Consider the following 18,761-nt stretch of genomic DNA (forward strand, 5'->3'; position numbering starts at 1 on the left):
TAGGAGAAAAGAAAAAACCTTATCATAAATTTTTATGACGATCATTCTGAAAAAAGACCAAATAACTGTTTGTCCTGCTGGAGATTTCCGCCAGGAACACAAAAAAAATCTCACAAAAGTGAGATTTTAATAAGAGTATGCTGAATTTTCTATCATTCTAAATTGTTAATTTTCTGGAATACTTTTTCCAAAAGTAAACAGGTTGGCCTGTCAGATTTTAAACATAAATCCCCGCGAGATTTTTTTATTGTATTTTTTTTCATCAAACCGATAAAGAAAAGACCCTTTTCTGGATGACGTCATATCCTTTTTATTCGTATTCACAAGGATATCCATACTGTTGATCTTGCTTGTAAAATTCCGCTTGTCAAATTTTTCATTAAAAATGGCTTCATAAAGATTCTGAAGATCTTTCATTGTGAACTTTTCAGGAAGAAGCTCAAATCCTATAGGTCCTGTGGAAGCTCTTCTCCTCAGCCTGGCTACAGCATCCTTTACCATTTCGTTATGATCGAAAATAAGGTCAGGAGCTTTCTGAAGTTCCACCCATTTTGCACTGTACTGCTCATTAATCTGGATATCTTTCTCAATATTGATCAGTGCATAATAGGAGATAGACATGATTCTGGCCGTCGGCTCACGGTTAATTTCCGTATAACATTTCAGCTGTTCAAGATAAATATTTTCAAGACCGGTCAATGTACACAGAACTCTGTTAGCCGCCTCATCAGAGGTTTCCTCACTGCCAACGAAGCCACCCATCAATGACCATTCGCCCATTTGAGGTTCAAAATTTCTTTTTACCAAAAGGATTTTAAGATTTTCGCCGTCAAAACCGAAAATGATACAGTCAACGGCAACAAGGTGTTTGGGATATTGGGAGTAATCCTCAGTCATCTTTTATATTTTACTACAAAGGTAAAGCTTTTATGAATATGATATTATATAAATGTGATTCATACACTTTTTAATCTGAATGATTTATTTCATTAAAATTATTCCTAAAGGATATTTTGGGAGATAAAACCGGTATCAAAACCGGAAAATATCACTGAAATCAGGTTAATCATACATGAATTGAATGTTAAAATTGTGTTAAAATTAAAAAGAAGATTGATAATAGTTAAGAAAAGGGACTTAACGTTAAAAATACGATAAGGTATTTGCTATATCTTTGAAATTTTTGCCAAAACATATCCTGAATTCATTTTCATAGGGAATCATATGGTTTTAAGGTTTTGTTTTACTGTAAATTAATTATCTTATTTTTTATGATAAGGTAGTGTGTTTTTTGTTGTTTTCAGGGCTTTATTGAAAGTTTTAAATGAAAAAATAAGTCAAACAGACTCAGGAAATGTTTCGTATATAGATTCTTTCTGTTATTTTAGAAATGTTGAATTAACATTTATCCATGACCCCAAAACTTTCAGTTATTTTATTGTGTTTTGCTTCATTTGCCTCAGCGCAGATGAATAAGAAAATTCATTATTTCCCTTTGGAAACTGTAAAGTTATCAGAGAGTGTTTTCAATAAAGCTATGATAGCAGACCGTCAATATCTCATGGCTATGGAACCTGACAGGCTGCTGGCTCCTTATCTTAAAGAAGCGGGGCTGAAACCCAGGGCAGATAATTATCCTAATTGGGAAAATACAGGACTGGACGGTCACATAGGAGGACATTATATTTCCGCATTATCCCTGATGTATGCTTCTACAGGAGATACCGCAATACAACAGAGAATTGATTATATGATCAGTGAGCTGGAACGTTGCCAGAAAGCCGCTCCGGACGGATATATTTCAGGGATTCCCGACGGGAAAAAGATATGGAAAGAAATAAAACAGGGAAATATTCGCGCTTCAGGCTTCGGTTTGAACGACAGGTGGGTACCTTTATATAATATTCACAAACTGTACTCAGGACTGCGCGATGCGTATTGGTATGCCAGAAATGAAAAAGCAAAGGCAATGCTTATAAAGCTTACAGATTGGATGGCAAATGAAGTTTCAGACCTTTCTGATGAGCAGATACAGGATATGCTGCGCAGTGAACATGGAGGGCTCAACGAAGTTTTTGCAGATGTTTACGAGATCACTCATGACCGGAAATATCTCAAACTGGCTCACCGTTTTTCCCATCAGACTATTCTTACACCGCTTTTAGCAGGAGAAGATAAACTTACAGGACTCCATGCCAATACACAGATTCCAAAAGTAATCGGATACAAACGTATTGCTGATCTTGAAAACAATACGTCCTGGAGCAATGCCGCTGATTTTTTCTGGCATAATGTTACCGAGAAAAGATCATCTGTTATTGGAGGTAACAGTGTCAGTGAGCACTTTAATCCTGTCAATGATTTCAGCAGTATGATAAAAAGTATTGAAGGTCCCGAAACCTGCAATACCTACAATATGCTCAAGCTTACCAAAGAGCTTTATGCAACGCAGCCTGAATCTTACTATATCGATTATTACGAAAAAGCTTTATACAATCATATCCTTTCCACGGAAAATCATGATCAGGGAGGTTTCGTCTACTTTACGCCAATGCGTCCCGGACACTACCGTGTTTATTCACAGCCTCAGACCAGCTTCTGGTGCTGTGTAGGATCCGGAATGGAAAACCATGCCAAATATGGGGAAATGATTTATGCCCGGTCAGAGAAGGATTTATATGTGAACCTGTTTATTCCTTCCACATTGACATGGAAACAGCAAAAAGTAGTGCTCCGCCAGGTTAATAACTTCCCGGAAGTTCCTGAAACAACATTGATCTTTGATGCCGCGGGAAAATCAGAATTTGATGTAAAATTAAGATGCCCGGAATGGACGACGCCTTCGGAAGTAAAAATTCTTATCAACGGAAAACAGGAAAAAGTACAGCGTGGTTCTGACGGCTATTTTACACTGACCAAAAAATGGAAAAAAGGAGATGTCGTGAAAATGATTTTACCAATGCACCTTTCCGCAGAACAGCTGCCTGACCGCTCCAGTTATTATGCATTTAAATACGGACCTGTGGTGCTTGCCGCAACATACGGGACCGAAAACCAACAGGGACTCCTTGCGGACGATAGCAGAGGAGGCCATATTGCTCATGGTCCGCAGATCCCTTTAAACGAAATTCCCGTTATCCTCGGAAATTCTTCAGAAGTTGTCAGTCATATCGCGCCTTCGAACAATAAACCGCTCAACTTTACCGTTACAGGTCTTTATCCGTCTGAAAAATTTGGGAAAGGTTTAGATCTTGTACCGTTTTACAGTATTCAGGCAGAAAGATATATTTTATACTGGCCTCAGGCTGACAAAAATGGAATAGAAAATACATTGAAGCAAAGGGCAAAAGAAGAAGCAGAAACCAGAAAACTGGATATGATCACCACAGATAAGATCCAGCTGGGCGAACAGCAGCCGGAATCAGATCACTTTATAGAAAGCAAAGACTCTGGTACAGGATATATGGAAGACCGCCATTTCCGTGATGCCAAAGGCTGGTTCAGCTACCAGATGAAAAATAACGGAAAAAATGCTTCATATCTTTACTTGCTGTACTTTGATGCGAATACCAGCCGTACGCTGAATATTGAGATCAACGATAAAAAAATCATTACCCAAAATCTGGAAGGAAAGTCCGGAAGTTTACCTCAATATCTGATTGTTCCGATTCCGGATTCAGAAAAGAATAAAGAAAATCTTAGTGTAAAATTCCTTGCAGATGAAAAACTCATGACCGCTAAAGTCATTGAAGTCCGTTTACTGACAGAAAATTACGAAAAGAAATAAAGCTGAACCAACATTAAAAACAGATTTTTTCCATGAAGAACAGAACTCTATATTTATTATTTTTTCTTGCAGCTATTTGCAGTTTTCATGCAAAGGTAAGGCTTCCCGCATTGGTTTCAGACGGAATGATCCTTCAGAGAAATCAGGATCTTAAAATCTGGGGATATGCCGATGCAGGAGAAAAAATTACAATTAAGTTTATCACTAAAACGTATAATGCCACAGCAGACCAAAGGGGAAACTGGTCTCTTATGATTCCAAAGCTTAATGCCGGAGGTCCATATACCATGATGATTAATGAGATCACCCTTAAAGATATTCTTATTGGTGATGTATGGGTAGCCTCAGGACAATCCAATATGGAACTTCCGATGCGCAGGCTGACACCTTTGTATGAAAATGAAATTAAAAACGCCAATAATCAGAATATAAGATTCTTCACGGTTCCGCAGAAATATAATTTTAAAGCTCCGCAAAATGATCTTGACGGCGGGAAATGGGAAAGTGCCAATCCTCAGACTATTCTTGATTTTTCGGGAGTTGCTTATTTTTTTGCGAAAGAACTGAATGAAAAAAACAAAGTTCCTGTAGGAATCATTCATACCAGTCTGGGAGGCTCTCCGGTTCAGGCCTGGATGGATGAAAAATCACTGAAAAAATACCCGGAATATCTTGCTGAAGCAGAAAAATGGAAAAACGATGACCTGATACAATCTACAGAATCCCAGGAAAGATCATTAAGCAAAGCCTGGTATGCAGAGCTGGATCAGAGTGATATCGGTTTCAACCAGCAGTGGGAAAAAGATAACGCCAATGATTCCGGATGGAAAACCATGATGGTACCGGGATCATGGGAAGATCAGGAAGGTCCGTTTGAAGGTTCGGTATGGTTCCGTAAAGAAATTATTCTGCCCAAAGGAGTGGATCAGAAAACAGCATTTCTCAATCTGGGAAGGATAAAAGATGCTGATATTACTTACATTAATGGGATTAAAGTAGGAAATGTAACCTATGAATATCCGCCGAGATGGTATGACATTCCGAAAGGTGTTTTAAAAGAAGGAAAGAACATCATCACGGTAAGAGTCATCAATGGCAGCGGAAAAGGACAGTTTATCGCTGATAAGCCATATTATCTGGAAATCGACGGTCAAAAAACAGACCTTAAAGGCGAGTGGAAATATAAGATAGGTACAAAAATGGAAAAAATGGCTCCCGGACAGACATTTATCCGCTGGAAACCGGTAGGTCTTTACAATGCCATGATTAATCCGCTGATCAATTATAAAATCAAAGGATTTATCTGGTACCAGGGTGAAAGCAATACCGGGAAACCAAAAGAATATGGAGATTTATTGTCAACAATGATTTCAGACTGGCGTTCAAAATGGAATAAGAAAGACCTGCCGTTCTTCATTGTGCAGCTGGCCAATTTTATGGAAAAAAAGGATGAACCTATTGAAAGCAACTGGGCTGAGCTGAGAGAACAGCAGAGACAGGTTTCTCTTAATGTTCCTTATTCAGGACTTGCGGTAACGATTGATGTGGGAGAATGGAACGATATTCATCCGCTCAATAAAAAATCAGTGGGCGACAGGTTGGCTTTACAGGCCCTGAAAATCGGGGAGGGCAAAAAAATTATAGCTGATGGACCCGTTTATCAGTCGATGAAAACAGAAGGCGATACCATTATTTTATCCTTTAAAACCGGAACAGATGATCTGGTACAGGGAGAACTGAAAGGTTTTGCCATACAGCAGAAAGATGGCCGCTACCAATGGGCAAAAGCAGAAGCAAAAGGAAATAAAGTTAGGGTATGGAATGATCAGGTCACCAGTCCTGTTAATGTACGTTACGACTGGGCAGATAACCCTGACGGCAATCTTAAAAATAAAAACGGACTTCCTGCTTCACCTTTTACAACAGAAAAAAATTAATTTAACATAGAAACCTTATTAGAATCAATGGATCATCAGCCACAAAAAATATCGGTAATAGAAAAAGTAGGGTATAGCCTGGGAGATCTGGCAGCCAACCTTGTTTTTCAGACCTTAGTCACCTACCTGACCTATTTTTATACAGATATTTACGGACTCAAAGCAGAAGATGCTTCTGTCATTACCCTTACGGTAGGTTTAATTGCCGGATTTGGTTTTAATCCGCTTATCGGAGCACTGGCAGACCGTACAAGCTCACGATGGGGGAAATTCCGTCCATGGATTTTATTTACCGCTGTACCGCTCGGTATTGCAGCTCTGTTAGCCTTCAGCACGCCTCACTTTTCCTACCAAGGTAAAATGATCTATGCTGCGGTTACCTATTCATTATTATTGTTATTATATGCTTCCAATAACTTACCATATGCTGCTCTGAGCGGTGTGATTACAGGGGATATGGGAGAAAGAAACAGTATTTCTTCGTACCGTTTTGTAGCGGTGATGTTTGCCCAGTTCTTTGTACAGGTATTTATGTTGCCAATCATTCTATATGTAGGACACGGAGATAAAGCGCAGGGGATCGAGACCGTTATGACATGGCTGGCGGTGATCGGATCCGTCATGTTACTGATTACCTTTTTTACCACCAAAGAAAGAATCATTCCCAAACCGGAGCAGAAATCAAGTCTGAAAGAGGATTTAAAAGATTTATTTCAAAACAGACCATGGATTATTATGCTTACCGTGACCGCATTTATATTCATCACGCTGGCCATGAAAGGAGGATCTTATGTATATTATTTTAACAACTATGTAGATGAAAATGCTCTCAAAAGTTTTATCTCACCCATTACAGCATTTTTTAATTCTGCAGGGATGAATTTCTTTGGGGAAGATCCCAAGTCTGCAGGGTTCGGATTATTTAATGCAGGAGGAATTGTGATGATGATTGTAGGGATTACTTTCTCTAAAAAACTGGCAGACCGGTTTGGAAAGCGTGACACTTTTATTGCGTCATTATTCATTTCTACATTATTTATCCTCGCTTTTATATTTTACCCTCCGAAAGCAGTGGGAATGATGTTCCTGTCACAGATTTTACACGGATTCTTTTATGGAATCAGCACACCGCTTTTGTGGGCAATGATTGCTGATGTGGCCGACTATTCGGAATGGAAGAACAACCGCAGGGCAACCGCTATTATCTTTTCTGCCATGATGGTAGGATTGAAAGTAGGTCTAAGCATCGGAAGCTCTCTGGTAGCTTTGATCATTGGAAAATACGGATACATTTCAGTACACGGGAGCGAACAGGTTATTCAGCCTGAGACAGTGGCAGCAGGAGCGAAGATGCTTGTGAGTATTTTCCCGTCCATACCGTTTTTCATTGCCTGCGGACTGCTTTTATTTTACAAAATCAATAAAAAAATGGAAGTTCAGATTGAAAAAGATCTGGCTGAAAGAAGAAAATAAAAAAATAACTATGAAACGTATTTTAATTGGTTTGGCGGCTCTTACCGCTTCCGGGCTGTCGGCGCAGAAGTCTGACGGTACTTTAAAAAAAGCATTTCAGGACAAATTCTATATCGGAACTGCCATGAGCCTTCCCCAGATTGACGGCGCAGATCAGAAAGCTGCAGCGATTATCAAAAAACAATTCAGCTCTGTTGTTGCTGAAAACTGTATGAAATCGATGTTCCTGCAGCCTCAGGAAGGAAAGTTCTTCTTTGATGATGCCGATAAATTTGTTGATTTCGGAATAAAAAACAATATGTTCATCATTGGGCATACGTTAATCTGGCATTCCCAGCTTCCAAAATGGTTTTTTACAGATAAAAATGCAAAGGATGTTTCTCCTGAAGTATTGAAACAGCGCATGAAAAACCACATTACAACCGTAGTTTCCCGTTACAAAGGGAAAGTAAAAGGATGGGATGTGGTGAATGAAGCCATTCTTGAAGACGGAACCTACAGGAAAAGTAAGTTTTACGAAATCCTGGGTGAAGATTTTATTCCTTTGGCATTTCAGTATGCACAGGAAGCTGATCCCAATGCAGAATTATATTACAACGATTATAATGAATGGTATCCTGAAAAGGTAAAAACAGTCATTGCAATGGTTGAGAAACTTAAATCAAGAGGAATCCGTATTGATGGAGTAGGAATGCAGGCCCATGTCGGGATGGATAACCCTTCCATAGATGAATACGGGAAAGCAATTCTGGCCTATTCCAATGCAGGAGTTAAAGTCAATATTACAGAACTTGAAATCAGTGCACTGCCTTCTCCATGGGGAAGCTCTGCCAATGTTTCGGACACTGTTGCCTATCAGAAAGAAATGAATCCCTACACCAAAGGACTTCCCAAAGAAGTAGAAATGAAATGGGAAAAACGTTACCTTGATTTCTTTGGCTTGTTCTTGCAACATAAAGATAAAATAAGAAGGGTGACCTTATGGGGAGTTACCGATAAGCAGTCCTGGAAAAACGATTTTCCGGTAAAAGGAAGAACAGATTATCCGTTGCTGTTTGACAGGAAAGACCAGGAGAAACCTGTGGTACAAAAAATAATAAAATTGGCAGAGAAAAATTAAAATCAATAGAATTTTTACTTAATGAAAAAATCAAAATATTTATTCCCGGAAGATTATATGGCAGATCCTTCCGTTCATGTTTTTGAAGATAAAATCTATATCTATCCTTCTCACGACCGCGAAAGCGGAATTGAAGAAAACGATAACGGGGATCACTTCGATATGAATGATTACCATGTTTTCTCAATGGATGATGTGGACAGCGGAGAAATTAAAGATCATGGTGTAGTCCTTTCGGTAAAAGATATCCCATGGGCGGGGAGACAGCTTTGGGATTGCGATGTGGCCTTTAAAGACGGGAAGTATTATATGTACTTTCCTCTTAAAGATCAGAATGATATCTTCAGAATCGGTGTTGCAGTGAGTGATAAACCTTACGGGCCTTTCATTCCTGAAAAACATCCGATGATGGGAAGTTACAGCATCGATCCCTGCATTTTTGAAGATAAAGGTAAATATTATATGTACTTCGGAGGGATCTGGGGCGGACAATTACAGCGTTACAGAGATAATAAGGCACTTGAATCTGCTATAATTCCAGAAAATGATGAACCCGCAATCCATTCAAAAGTGGCTCTGCTGAGCGATAATATGCTTGAGTTTGCCGAAGCACCTAAAGATGTTATCATCATCGATGAAAACGGAAAACCGCTGCTTCATGGAGATAAGCACCGCTTTTTTGAAGCTTCATGGATGCATCAGTACAATGGCAAATATTATTTTTCTTATTCTACAGGGGACACCCACCTGATTTGCTATGCAACCGGGGATAATCCTTACGGTCCGTTTACTTTTCAGGGTGAAATTCTTACTCCGGTGGTAGGATGGACTACCCATCACAGCATCGTGGAGTTCAAAGGAAAATGGTATCTGTTTTTCCATGATTCTGTACCAAGTGGTGGTAAAACATGGCTGAGAAGTATGAAAGTGATTGAACTGGAATACGATAACGAAGGCAAAATCAAAACGATTGAAGGTCTGGAAGATCAGTCATAGCCATCTTTAATAATTTAAAATTTTTCAATGCGATATCTGAGACTCAACATTCTATTTTTTCTGATATTTCCTTTGCTGGTTTTCGCGGAGGACGGAAGTCAGCTCTGGCTTCGGTTTCCTGCAAAAAACGGAATATCGGCAGATCAAATTATTTCCAAAGGCAGCAGTCCAACCCTGAATATTGCCAGAAAAGAGCTGGGCAGCCACTGGCAGGGACAGACGGTGGAACTTCGTACCGAAAACAAAGAGAAAAACCTGAAAGACGGTTACAGGATTGTTTCCACGCCTGAAAAAATTGTTATTTCTGCGGGTAAAGAAATAGGACTGTTGTATGGAGTCTATCATATTTTAAGATTACAGCAGACAAAAGCCGACCTGTCTCATTTAAATACGATAGAAAAGCCCTCATACGATGTAAGGGTTCTGGATCATTGGGATAATCTGGATGGAAGTATTGAAAGAGGCTATGCCGGAAGATCACTCTGGAAATGGGAAGATTTACCCGGGAAAGTTTCGCCGCGTTATGAAGAATATGCAAGAGCCAATGCTTCTGTAGGAATCAATTCCGTTGTTTTGAATAATGTGAATGCATCGCCCAATATGCTTAGGGAAGATTATCTTAAAAAAGTAAGGGTTTTGGCTGATATTTTCAGACCTTACGGCATCAAGGTATATCTTTCCGTGAATTTTTCTTCACCTAAAGTGCTGGGCGGATTACAAAATTCAGATCCGTTGAATAAAGACGTAAAAAAATGGTGGAAGGATAAAGCGGCTGAAATTTACAAGTTAATTCCCGATTTTGGCGGATTTTTGGTGAAAGCCAATTCCGAAGGGCAGCCGGGCCCTCAGGATTACGGAAGAACCCATGCAGATGGAGCCAATATGATGGCTGATGCCCTGAAACCTTACAACGGGATCGTGATGTGGAGAGCCTTTGTTTACAGTCCAAGCAAAGACGACAGAGCCAAACAGGCTTATCTTGAATTTGTTCCTCTGGATGGTAAATTCAGGGATAATGTGATTATTCAGATCAAAAACGGACCGATTGATTTCCAGCCTCGCGAAGCGTTCAATCCACTCTTCGGAGCTTTAAGAAAAACTTCTGAAATGGTAGAATTTCAGATCACCCAGGAATATCTGGGCTTTTCAAACCATCTCGTTTTCCTGGCTCCATTATTCAAGGAAACTCTGGACAGCGATACTTATTCTGACGGCCAAGGCTCTACGATTGCTAAAATAACAGACGGTACTTTAAGACCCGCAAAATTGACAGCCATTTCAGCCGTTGCCAATATCGGGGAAGATACGAACTGGACGGGACATCATTTTGCTCAGGCCAACTGGTATGCATTCGGGAGATTAGCATGGAACCATCAGGTGACCTCAGAGCAGATTGCAGATGAATGGATTAAAATGACCTTCACAGACGATCAAAACTTTCTGAATCCGGTAAAGGAGATCATGCTTTCTTCCAGAGAAACTGCCGTGGATTATATGATGCCATTAGGATTACACCATATCTTTGCGGGAGGTCATCACTACGGCCCTGAACCATGGGGAGATTATAAAGGCGGAAGACCAGACTGGTCCCCTGTCTATTACCATCAGGCTGATGCTAAAGGGGTAGGTTTTAACAGAACAAAAACAGGAAGCAATGCGGTTTCACAGTATTTTCCACCGCTTAATGAAAGATATGGAAACATCTCAACCTGCCCGGAAAATCTTATCCTGTGGTTTCATCATGTTCCATGGGATTATACAATGAAAGACGGAAAATCTTTGTGGGATGAGCTGTGTTATACCTATGATTCCGGGGTGAAGAAGGTAAGGGACTATCAGAAAGTCTGGAATAGAATGGAACCTTATATTGATAAACAAAGGTTTGCTGATGTTCAGTCAAAGCTTAAAATTCAATCTAAGGATGCGGTGTGGTGGAAAGATGCCTGCCTGCTGTATTTCCAGACTTTTTCCAAAAAACCTATACCTTATGATATAGAACGTCCTGTTCACGAACTGGAAGATCTGAAGAAGATTAAACTGAACATGGGACATCACAATTAAAAAATGAGGCAGCTCTTTTTCTGTTAGGAAATGGAGCTGCCTCAAAACAATAAACTGTAAGTAAAATTTTAATCCAAAATAATTGGAATGATCGATAGGTCAATCTATCTGTATATATTCCGTTTTATCGGAGAGAAATTATCTTATTAAAAACATTTCCGTTTTCTTCAACCTGAATGATGTATTGATCTGCTGTTTTAGGATCAAGATCAAAAGTGATATCCACCTTGCCGTCAGCATATTTTTTGTTCGAAGTATAATATGTTGTATTGGAAAGGTCATAAACTGAAATGCTTACAGGTCCTTTTACATCAGACATGTGAAGCTTGGCCATATGACCGGAAATAGTATATTCAGGCTTATGCACAGCGCTTACAGGTGTTTTTTCCACCTCCATTACATTATCAGCATTGATTTTAATCTTGTATTTCTCTATCTTCGCTTCTGATTCTGCTACCAGATAATACGTTCCTGGTGTAAAGCTTTGAAAATCATAAGTCTTCATCACATGATCTCCATCTGCAAGATTTTCGGAAAATAGCTCGTCATGTGCAGTGTTATAGACAAAAACAGAAACACTTTTAGCATTTAAAAGCTCAAAATTCAAGGTTTTGTCTTGTACGTTTCCAAAGGAAAGGGAAAAATCTCTGTCCTTACTCATTACATTTGCTGAAAACAATAAGGCTCCTGCAAAAAATACGGCTTTTAATAATGTGCTCATGGGTTAAGGCTTTTAGGATTAATATTGCAAAGCTAGGGCAGCAATACTTCTCAGGCTATAATTAAATTTTCATATTGATGTACTATATTAACCTTGTTTAATGGTATTAATGTATTATTTGTTAATTTTGCATATGAAATTATTTGTATTTGGCCTATGAAACATGTAAATCCTTCTTTTGAGGCGGTAAGACCTACTATAGGAAGCAGTTTTACCAGCCTTAAATTTCTGACTAATGAGAATATAAAATCACATGTCTGGCATTACCATCCTGAGATTGAGTTGATTTTTGTATGCAAAGGTTCCGGGAAGAGACAGATCGGAAGCAGTATCACTTATTTTTCAGAAGGAGATCTTGTACTGATAGGAAGCAATCTTCCGCATTGTGGACTGACCAATGAAAGTACACATAATGAGTATGAAATGGTGATCCAGTTTAAGCCTGATTTTTTAGGAGAACCGATCTGGAATATTCCGGAGATGCAAAGGATTTCTGCACTACTGGAAAAGTCAAAAGCAGGAATTGTATTCGGGGAAGAGGTGAAGAAAACAATCGGGAAAGAGATTACGGAGATGCATGAAACTTCCTCAATGGACAAGCTGTGCAGATTTCTGAAAATATTGGACGAACTTGCTATGAATCAGGATTACAGGATTTTAAATGCAGGAAAATATTACCTTCAGACACAGGTTGAAGACAATGAAAGAATAAATCTTATATTCAATTATGTTAAAGATCACTTCAAAGAAGCCATAACCCTCGAAGAAATGGCTGATCTAGCCAATATGAAAGTACCGTCTTTTTGTCGCTACTTTAAAAAAATCACCAATAAAACCTTTACGCAGTTTGTTAATGAATACAGAATTACCCATGCCCTCAAACTTCTGGCAGAACAGCCTTTGAGCATTACGGAAGTCTGCTTTGAATCGGGGTTTAATAACTTCAGCTATTTTAACAGGACTTTTAAAGAATATATCCAAAAAAGTCCTTCTCAATATAGAAAAGAATTCAACTATTTTATGGAGTAATTCACAGTCGTGTTTAATAATAAGGTGTTGTTTTGGAATGTATTGAAATATAAGTGTATATTTAACACTTATAAACAATATTTATAAAGTATAATTTCTCTGTTATAAATTTAGTAGTTTTATACTTAGGATCCCCAGGATCTGTTTGATCAGATAAGATTGATATGCATGAACAGTTAATCAACCCAACCCTAGAAAAGTTTAGGACCGAATTCAAAGAAGAGCCTGAACATATTTTCCTTTCTCCCGGCAGAATTAATATTATCGGCGAGCATGTAGACTATAGCGATGGCTTTGTATTGCCTGCTGCCATAGACAAATACATCTGTTTTGCTGTCCGTAAACTCCCTCAGACAAACCTTTGTACCATCATAGCCAAGGATCTCGGAGAAGAATATACATTTGATGTCGCAGCGGAGATAAAACCGGTACAGCAAATGTGGGCAAACTATATTCTAGGCGTTTTCAGTCAGCTGCAGAAACCCGAAAATCAATTTTGCGGAATGGAAATTGTTTTCAGCAGTACCATCCCGATGGGATCCGGGCTTTCCTCTTCGGCCGCTCTTGAATGCGGTTTTGCCTATATCCTTAATGAACTTTTTGATCTGCGGCTGTCAAAAAAAGAAATCGCGGTGATCGGGCAAAAATCCGAACATACTTTTGCAGGAGTCCAGTGCGGAATTATGGATCAGTTTGCCTCCGTTTTCGGTAAGGAAGATAAAGTGATGATGCTCGACTGTCATTCCCTGGAACATCAGTATTTTGATGCAGACCTTAAGGGATACAGCCTTTTACTTTTCGACAGCTGCGTGAAGCATACTCATTTGACATCCGGCTATAACGAAAGACGCAAAGATGTCGAACATGGTAAAAAAGTCTTATGGAAAAATTTTCCTGAAATCGAAAAATTCAGGGATTTTACGCTGGAGATGCTTGATCATACAAAAGAAGAAATGGGAAGTATTTCATATAAAAGATGTCTCTATATTCTGAAAGAAATCCAAAGAGTAGAAATGGCAGCAAAAGCTATTTCAGAAGGGAATATTGAATATCTGGGAACACTTCTTACGGAAACCCACGCCGGGCTGTCCACTGAATTTGAGGTCAGCTGTGAAGAACTTGATTTTTTGGTTGAAAACACATTGCAGCAGGAAGGTGTGCTGGGAGCAAGAATGATGGGAGGAGGCTTTGGTGGCTGCAGCATCAACCTTATTCAGGAAGATAAAGCTGAAGAAGTGATTAAAAATATCAGTAAAAAATATCTGGAAAGTTTTAATATCCAAATGAAAGTTTATCAGGTTAAAATTTCAGACGGGATAAAAGAATACACCAATGAATACATCATTTGATCGTAAAAAACATCCTCACAGAAGATACAATCATCTTTTGGACGAATGGATACTGGTTTCCCCACAGCGGGCAAACCGTCCATGGCAGGGACAGAGAGAAGAAACAACAGAAGAAAACCGTCCTGAATACGATCCGGACTGCTATCTCTGTTCAGGAAATATACGTGCTAATGGAGACCGTAACCCTGTGTACAAAGGAACCTATGTCTTTAACAATGACTTTGGAGCATTACTGAATGAAGATGTTGAATTTGCCAATGAAGGTTCCGGATTTTTTACTCTTCTTCCTGAACGCGGTATCAACAGGGTGGTTTGTTTTTCTGAAAATCACAGCCTTACCTTACCGGAAATGTCTGTGGAACACATCAAAAATGTAGTGGATGTATGGCAGGAACAATTCAATGAGCTGTCCGCTCTCGACCATATCAATTATGTTCAGATTTTTGAAAATAAAGGAAGCATCATGGGTTGCAGCAACCCTCATCCGCACGGACAGATATGGGCGCAGTCGTCCATTCCGGCAATGGTTCAGAAAACCCAGGATCAGCTGAAATCGTATTTTGAAAAGAATAAAAGAACATTGCTGGAAGATTATCTTGAGCAGGAAATCGCAGCTGGCGAACGCATCGTCACAGAAAATGAACACTTTGCCGCATTGGTGCCTTTTTGGGCGTCTTGGCCTTATGAAACAATGATTATCAGCAAACAGAAAAGAGAAAATATTGCGGCATTTTCTGAAGCGGAAAAAAAATCTTTTGCAGCAGTACTCAAGGATCTGACCACAATATATGATAACCTTTTTGAAACATCTTTTCCTTATTCTGCGGGAATTCATCAATCTCCAACAGACGGAAAAGAACATCCGGAATGGCATTTTCATATGCACTTTTATCCGCCGTTGCTCAGAAGTGCAGAAGTTAAAAAATTTATGGTAGGATACGAAATGCTGGCTGAGCCTCAGCGGGACATTACCCCGGAACAGAGTGCCGCAATATTAAGAAACCTTCCTACCATTCATTACAAGAAAAAATAATAAAATCAATATCTTTGAAAAGAATAAGCGAATTATGATTCTGCAACATACAGAATATCGTTTTTCCCAATAAAATTATGGAAGAGATTAAATTAATTGTGACGGACATGGATGGGACGTTTCTCAATTCCAGCCATGAAATGAGCCCCGAGTTTTCAGAAGTTTATAAAGAACTGAAAAAAAGAAATATTGTATTTGTGCCGGCAAGCGGAAGACAGATGCCGGGAATTACCCATTATTTCGGAGAAATAGAAAGTGAGATCGGTTTTATTGCTGAAAACGGAGGCTATGTCATCTATAAAGATCAGGAGCTTTTCGCTGATACGCTGGAATACAAATATATCGTTGAAATCATCAAAGCTGTCCGTGAAATACCCGGTGCCAAAGCCGTATTATCAGCCAAAAAGATGGCGTATTATGAAACTGAAGATCAGCAGTTTGTAGACTTTTTCTCAAAGTACTATACTGAAAATATGAAAAAAGACGATCTTACAGAAAGAATTGATGATACCGCCTTCAAAATAGCAGTATACCATCCGGATGGCTCGGAAAAATATCTGTATCCGGCCCTTAAAAGGTTTGAGGAATTCGGACTGGAAATAGTGGTTTCAGGAGCACATTGGCTGGATGTTATGAATAAGGACATCAATAAAGGAAATGCTCTGAAAATCCTTCAGAAATCGCTGGGCATTTCTCCTGAAAATACGATGGCTTTCGGGGATTATATGAACGATATAGAAATGCTGAAGAATGCCAAATATTCTTATGCTATGCAAAATGCCCATCCGAACGTAAAACAGGTAGCCAATTTTGAAGCATGCACCAATGACAGCTTCGGAGTTCTGAAAACCATTAAAGATTATCTGCATCTGAATTAATACATTAATATAACACCAATTAAACTAATAATATGAATACATCAACCGGCAGAAAGCCAGCCAAAACATGCTATGAGCATATCGGCGGAAAACTGGGACAGCTTCTTTTAGAACAATTTGTTGAGAAAGGCTGGATTGCCAAAGAAAATCCTGCAGACCGTAACTATTATATTACAGAGAAAGGACAGGAAGAATTTACAAAACTGGGGCTTGATCTGTCACAAATAAAGGCAGAATAACGGCTCATCATAACTTTCCGGTATTACAAATAGTACATATTTAAAAAATCAGACTCAGTCTGATTTTTTTGTTTTTAATCGTATGTAAGCATGAATTTTAGATTTGTACCGCATGTTTTTGGATGTTTTCTATGCTTACATTTATATGTTTTTATATAAATACAGATAGCTGAATCATAAAACTACGGTATTTCGTAGTGTAATTTACTGGCTGTTTTTATTAGTATATTGAAAATCAATTGATTTGTTGTTTTGGGTTATTTTTTGGCATTATGCTCATAAGTTTAATTCAAAAAATACTACAACAATGAGCACATTAACATTAAAAGACGGAACAGAAATTTTTTACAAAGATCAGGGGCAAGGCCCGGTATTAATGTTTCACCACGGATGGCCTTTATCATCTGACGATTGGGATGCACAGGTGATCTTCTTTTTACAGAAAGGCTACAGAGTGGTTACCCACGACAGAAGAGGCCACGGGCGCTCGAGCCAGAATATCTACAATCACACTATTGAACAATACGCTTCTGATGCTGCAGAACTGGTTGAATTTTTAGATCTGAAAGATGTTGTACACATCGGGCACTCAACAGGCGGCGGTGAAGTAATCCGCTATGTTAACAAATATTCCAATGGAAGAGCTAAGAAAGCGGTTCTGATCAGTGCCATTCCACCGGTGATGGTTAAGAGTGAGAATAATCCTGATGGTGTTCCCATTGAAGTTTTCGACAATATCAGAGAACAGACGATGAACAACAGAAACCAGTTTTATTATGATCTGACTTTCCCTTTCTATGGCTACAACAGAGAAGGTGCTGATGTGAAAGATGGTGTTCAGAGAAACTGGTGGAGACAGGGGTTAATGGGAGGAATTGTTGCTCATTATGACGGTATCAAAGCCTTTTCAGAAACAGATTTAACCGAAGATTTAAAAGCAGTTGACATTCCTGTTCTGGTGATGCATGGTGAAGATGACCAGATTGTACCAATTGAAAATTCAGCGATAAAATCAGCCAAATTACTGAAGAACGGAAAACTGATTACCTATCCTGGTTTCCCTCACGGTATGCCGACTACAGAGCATCCAACCATCAACAAAGATATTTTAGCTTTTATCACAGAATAATAAGCATTCTTTACAAATGAATACGATACAGCCAGCTTTTGATACGTTGACTGAGGCCGTTCAGTGGCTTAATCAAAACGGATATACAGAAGATTTTAACCTTAAAAATGATTGCATCAGGCTCAATAATTTTCTTGATGTCTCTCCGGAAGACTTTAAAATACGATATACATTCCGCTTTGAAGGAGATACCGATCAGGGAGATGAAGAAGTAGTCTACGGCATCGCTTCCGACAAGTATTCTGTAAAAGGCATCCTGACGAGCGCTTACGGAATCTATGCGGATACTGTAAGTACAGAACTCATCAGAAAACTATCATCCCATTAACTTAATCCAAATTATTTAATAAAATAAACTTTATGAAACCATCATCAAAACTACTTTCTCCTGAAAATCATGCACTGGTACTGATTGATTTTGAAGGACAAATGGCATTTGCCACCAAAAGTATCTCAATGAATGAGCTGCGCAATAACGTTGCAGTACTGTGTGGAGCTTCTAAAATATTCAATGTTCCGACTATCGTTACCACAGTTGCTGAACAAAGTTTTTCAGGTCCCGTTTTCCCTGAAATTGAGGAAGCATTTCCTATGGCAACTTCAGGATATATTGACAGAACTACTATGAATACATGGGAAGATGAAGCCGCTTATAAGGCAATTGTGGGAACACAGAAGCAAAAACTGGTTTTCGCAGGGCTTTGGACAGGTGTATGTATCGTAGGACCGGCTTTGTCTGCACTTGAGGAAGGCTATGATGTATATGTCATTACCGATGCCTGTGGTGATGTGAGTGATGAGGCTCACGAAAGAGCAGTACAGAGAATGATCCATTCCGGAGTAAAGCCTATGACTTCCATTCAGTATATTCTGGAGCTTCAGAGAGATTGGGCACGTCAGGAAACCTATGGCCCTGTAACTGATCTGATGAAAAAATATGGGGCTTCTTACGGATTAGGGATCCATTATGCCCACCATATGCTGAATCATTAAAATCTATATACCATTT

16 protein-coding genes are annotated in these 18,761 nt (G+C 39.1%); 14 read left to right on the forward strand and 2 right to left on the reverse strand.

What is annotated here, in order from left to right; translation table 11 throughout:
• Nucleotides 1-210 precede the first annotated feature (210 nt).
• Nucleotides 211-897: an NUDIX hydrolase gene (locus ACLI50_RS11895; RefSeq protein ID WP_137904332.1), complete on the reverse strand. Its 687-nt coding sequence runs from the start codon at nt 895-897 to the stop codon at nt 211-213.
• 514 nt (nt 898-1,411) lie between these two features.
• Here ACLI50_RS11895 and ACLI50_RS11900 point away from each other — a divergent pair.
• From ACLI50_RS11900 to ACLI50_RS11925, 6 genes are read left to right on the forward strand one after another with little or no spacing between them, the layout of a single operon-like run.
• Nucleotides 1,412-3,787 (forward strand): beta-L-arabinofuranosidase domain-containing protein, encoded by a 2,376-nt coding sequence (locus ACLI50_RS11900; protein ID WP_411413876.1) that lies wholly within the window; start codon nt 1,412-1,414, stop codon nt 3,785-3,787.
• A 32-nt stretch (nt 3,788-3,819) separates the two neighbouring features.
• A complete protein-coding gene (locus ACLI50_RS11905; protein WP_411413877.1) occupies nt 3,820-5,724 on the forward strand; it encodes a sialate O-acetylesterase in 1,905 nt (634 codons plus the stop codon).
• A gap of 27 nt (nt 5,725-5,751) precedes the next feature.
• Nucleotides 5,752-7,197 (forward strand): MFS transporter, encoded by a 1,446-nt coding sequence (locus ACLI50_RS11910; RefSeq protein ID WP_411413878.1) that lies wholly within the window; start codon nt 5,752-5,754, stop codon nt 7,195-7,197.
• 10 nt (nt 7,198-7,207) lie between these two features.
• Entirely contained in the window at nt 7,208-8,317 is a 1,110-nt protein-coding gene (locus tag ACLI50_RS11915; protein ID WP_411413879.1) for an endo-1,4-beta-xylanase, read from the forward strand.
• Between the two features lie 21 nt (nt 8,318-8,338).
• Nucleotides 8,339-9,313, forward strand: coding sequence for a glycoside hydrolase family 43 protein (locus ACLI50_RS11920; protein WP_202842870.1), 975 nt, complete (start codon nt 8,339-8,341; stop codon nt 9,311-9,313).
• Nucleotides 9,314-9,340: 27 nt separating this feature from the next.
• Nucleotides 9,341-11,374, forward strand: a complete 2,034-nt coding sequence (locus tag ACLI50_RS11925; protein ID WP_202842868.1) for an alpha-glucuronidase — start codon at nt 9,341-9,343, stop codon at nt 11,372-11,374.
• A gap of 124 nt (nt 11,375-11,498) precedes the next feature.
• Here ACLI50_RS11925 and ACLI50_RS11930 read toward each other — a convergent pair whose 3' ends face one another.
• A complete protein-coding gene (locus tag ACLI50_RS11930; RefSeq protein ID WP_002978746.1) occupies nt 11,499-12,095 on the reverse strand; it encodes a hypothetical protein in 597 nt (198 codons plus the stop codon).
• A gap of 156 nt (nt 12,096-12,251) precedes the next feature.
• Between ACLI50_RS11930 and ACLI50_RS11935 the strand changes: the two genes are divergently transcribed.
• The 8 genes from ACLI50_RS11935 to ACLI50_RS11970 all read left to right on the forward strand — a co-directional run bounded on the left by ACLI50_RS11935 (nt 12,252) and on the right by ACLI50_RS11970 (nt 18,745).
• Nucleotides 12,252-13,124 carry an AraC family transcriptional regulator gene (locus tag ACLI50_RS11935; RefSeq protein ID WP_110009798.1) on the forward strand — a complete coding sequence of 291 codons (873 nt, stop codon included), beginning with the start codon at nt 12,252-12,254 and terminating at the stop codon, nt 13,122-13,124.
• 164 nt (nt 13,125-13,288) lie between these two features.
• A complete protein-coding gene (galK, locus tag ACLI50_RS11940) occupies nt 13,289-14,473 on the forward strand; it encodes a galactokinase (protein ID WP_395973248.1) in 1,185 nt (394 codons plus the stop codon).
• Nucleotides 14,457-15,506, forward strand: a complete 1,050-nt coding sequence (locus tag ACLI50_RS11945) for a UDP-glucose--hexose-1-phosphate uridylyltransferase (protein ID WP_395973249.1) — start codon at nt 14,457-14,459, stop codon at nt 15,504-15,506. The genes galK and ACLI50_RS11945 overlap by 17 nt, the downstream gene beginning before the upstream one ends.
• Nucleotides 15,507-15,583: 77 nt before the next feature.
• Entirely contained in the window at nt 15,584-16,384 is an 801-nt protein-coding gene (locus ACLI50_RS11950) for a Cof-type HAD-IIB family hydrolase (protein ID WP_395973251.1), read from the forward strand.
• A gap of 32 nt (nt 16,385-16,416) precedes the next feature.
• On the forward strand, nt 16,417-16,623 hold the full coding sequence (locus ACLI50_RS11955) for an ArsR family transcriptional regulator (protein ID WP_227941494.1): 207 nt from the start codon (nt 16,417-16,419) through the stop codon (nt 16,621-16,623).
• A gap of 307 nt (nt 16,624-16,930) precedes the next feature.
• Nucleotides 16,931-17,752 (forward strand): alpha/beta fold hydrolase, encoded by an 822-nt coding sequence (locus tag ACLI50_RS11960; protein WP_343643287.1) that lies wholly within the window; start codon nt 16,931-16,933, stop codon nt 17,750-17,752.
• 16 nt (nt 17,753-17,768) lie between these two features.
• Nucleotides 17,769-18,080 carry a phosphoribosylpyrophosphate synthetase gene (locus ACLI50_RS11965; protein WP_202842857.1) on the forward strand — a complete coding sequence of 104 codons (312 nt, stop codon included), beginning with the start codon at nt 17,769-17,771 and terminating at the stop codon, nt 18,078-18,080.
• Between the two features lie 32 nt (nt 18,081-18,112).
• Complete coding sequence (locus ACLI50_RS11970) at nt 18,113-18,745, forward strand: hydrolase (protein ID WP_002978754.1); 633 nt, start codon at nt 18,113-18,115, stop codon at nt 18,743-18,745.
• The last annotated feature ends 16 nt before the right edge of the window (nt 18,746-18,761 follow it).

The sequence above is a fragment of the Chryseobacterium cupriresistens genome (genome assembly GCF_046614675.1).
Lineage (GTDB): Bacteria > Bacteroidota > Bacteroidia > Flavobacteriales > Weeksellaceae > Chryseobacterium > Chryseobacterium cupriresistens.

Coding starts and splice junctions, on each gene's coding strand:
- ACLI50_RS11965 (WP_202842857.1), top strand. CDS start 17,769: ATGAATACGATACAGCCAGCTTTTGATACGTTGACTGAGGCCGTTCAG.
- ACLI50_RS11945 (WP_395973249.1), top strand. CDS start 14,457: ATGAATACATCATTTGATCGTAAAAAACATCCTCACAGAAGATACAAT.
- ACLI50_RS11910 (WP_411413878.1), top strand. CDS start 5,752: ATGGATCATCAGCCACAAAAAATATCGGTAATAGAAAAAGTAGGGTAT.
- ACLI50_RS11900 (WP_411413876.1), top strand. CDS start 1,412: ATGACCCCAAAACTTTCAGTTATTTTATTGTGTTTTGCTTCATTTGCC.
- ACLI50_RS11935 (WP_110009798.1), top strand. CDS start 12,252: ATGAAACATGTAAATCCTTCTTTTGAGGCGGTAAGACCTACTATAGGA.
- ACLI50_RS11895 (WP_137904332.1), bottom strand. CDS start 897: ATGACTGAGGATTACTCCCAATATCCCAAACACCTTGTTGCCGTTGAC.
- ACLI50_RS11970 (WP_002978754.1), top strand. CDS start 18,113: ATGAAACCATCATCAAAACTACTTTCTCCTGAAAATCATGCACTGGTA.
- ACLI50_RS11930 (WP_002978746.1), bottom strand. CDS start 12,095: ATGAGCACATTATTAAAAGCCGTATTTTTTGCAGGAGCCTTATTGTTT.
- ACLI50_RS11950 (WP_395973251.1), top strand. CDS start 15,584: ATGGAAGAGATTAAATTAATTGTGACGGACATGGATGGGACGTTTCTC.
- ACLI50_RS11955 (WP_227941494.1), top strand. CDS start 16,417: ATGAATACATCAACCGGCAGAAAGCCAGCCAAAACATGCTATGAGCAT.
- ACLI50_RS11925 (WP_202842868.1), top strand. CDS start 9,341: ATGCGATATCTGAGACTCAACATTCTATTTTTTCTGATATTTCCTTTG.
- ACLI50_RS11915 (WP_411413879.1), top strand. CDS start 7,208: ATGAAACGTATTTTAATTGGTTTGGCGGCTCTTACCGCTTCCGGGCTG.
- galK (WP_395973248.1), top strand. CDS start 13,289: ATGCATGAACAGTTAATCAACCCAACCCTAGAAAAGTTTAGGACCGAA.
- ACLI50_RS11905 (WP_411413877.1), top strand. CDS start 3,820: ATGAAGAACAGAACTCTATATTTATTATTTTTTCTTGCAGCTATTTGC.
- ACLI50_RS11960 (WP_343643287.1), top strand. CDS start 16,931: ATGAGCACATTAACATTAAAAGACGGAACAGAAATTTTTTACAAAGAT.
- ACLI50_RS11920 (WP_202842870.1), top strand. CDS start 8,339: ATGAAAAAATCAAAATATTTATTCCCGGAAGATTATATGGCAGATCCT.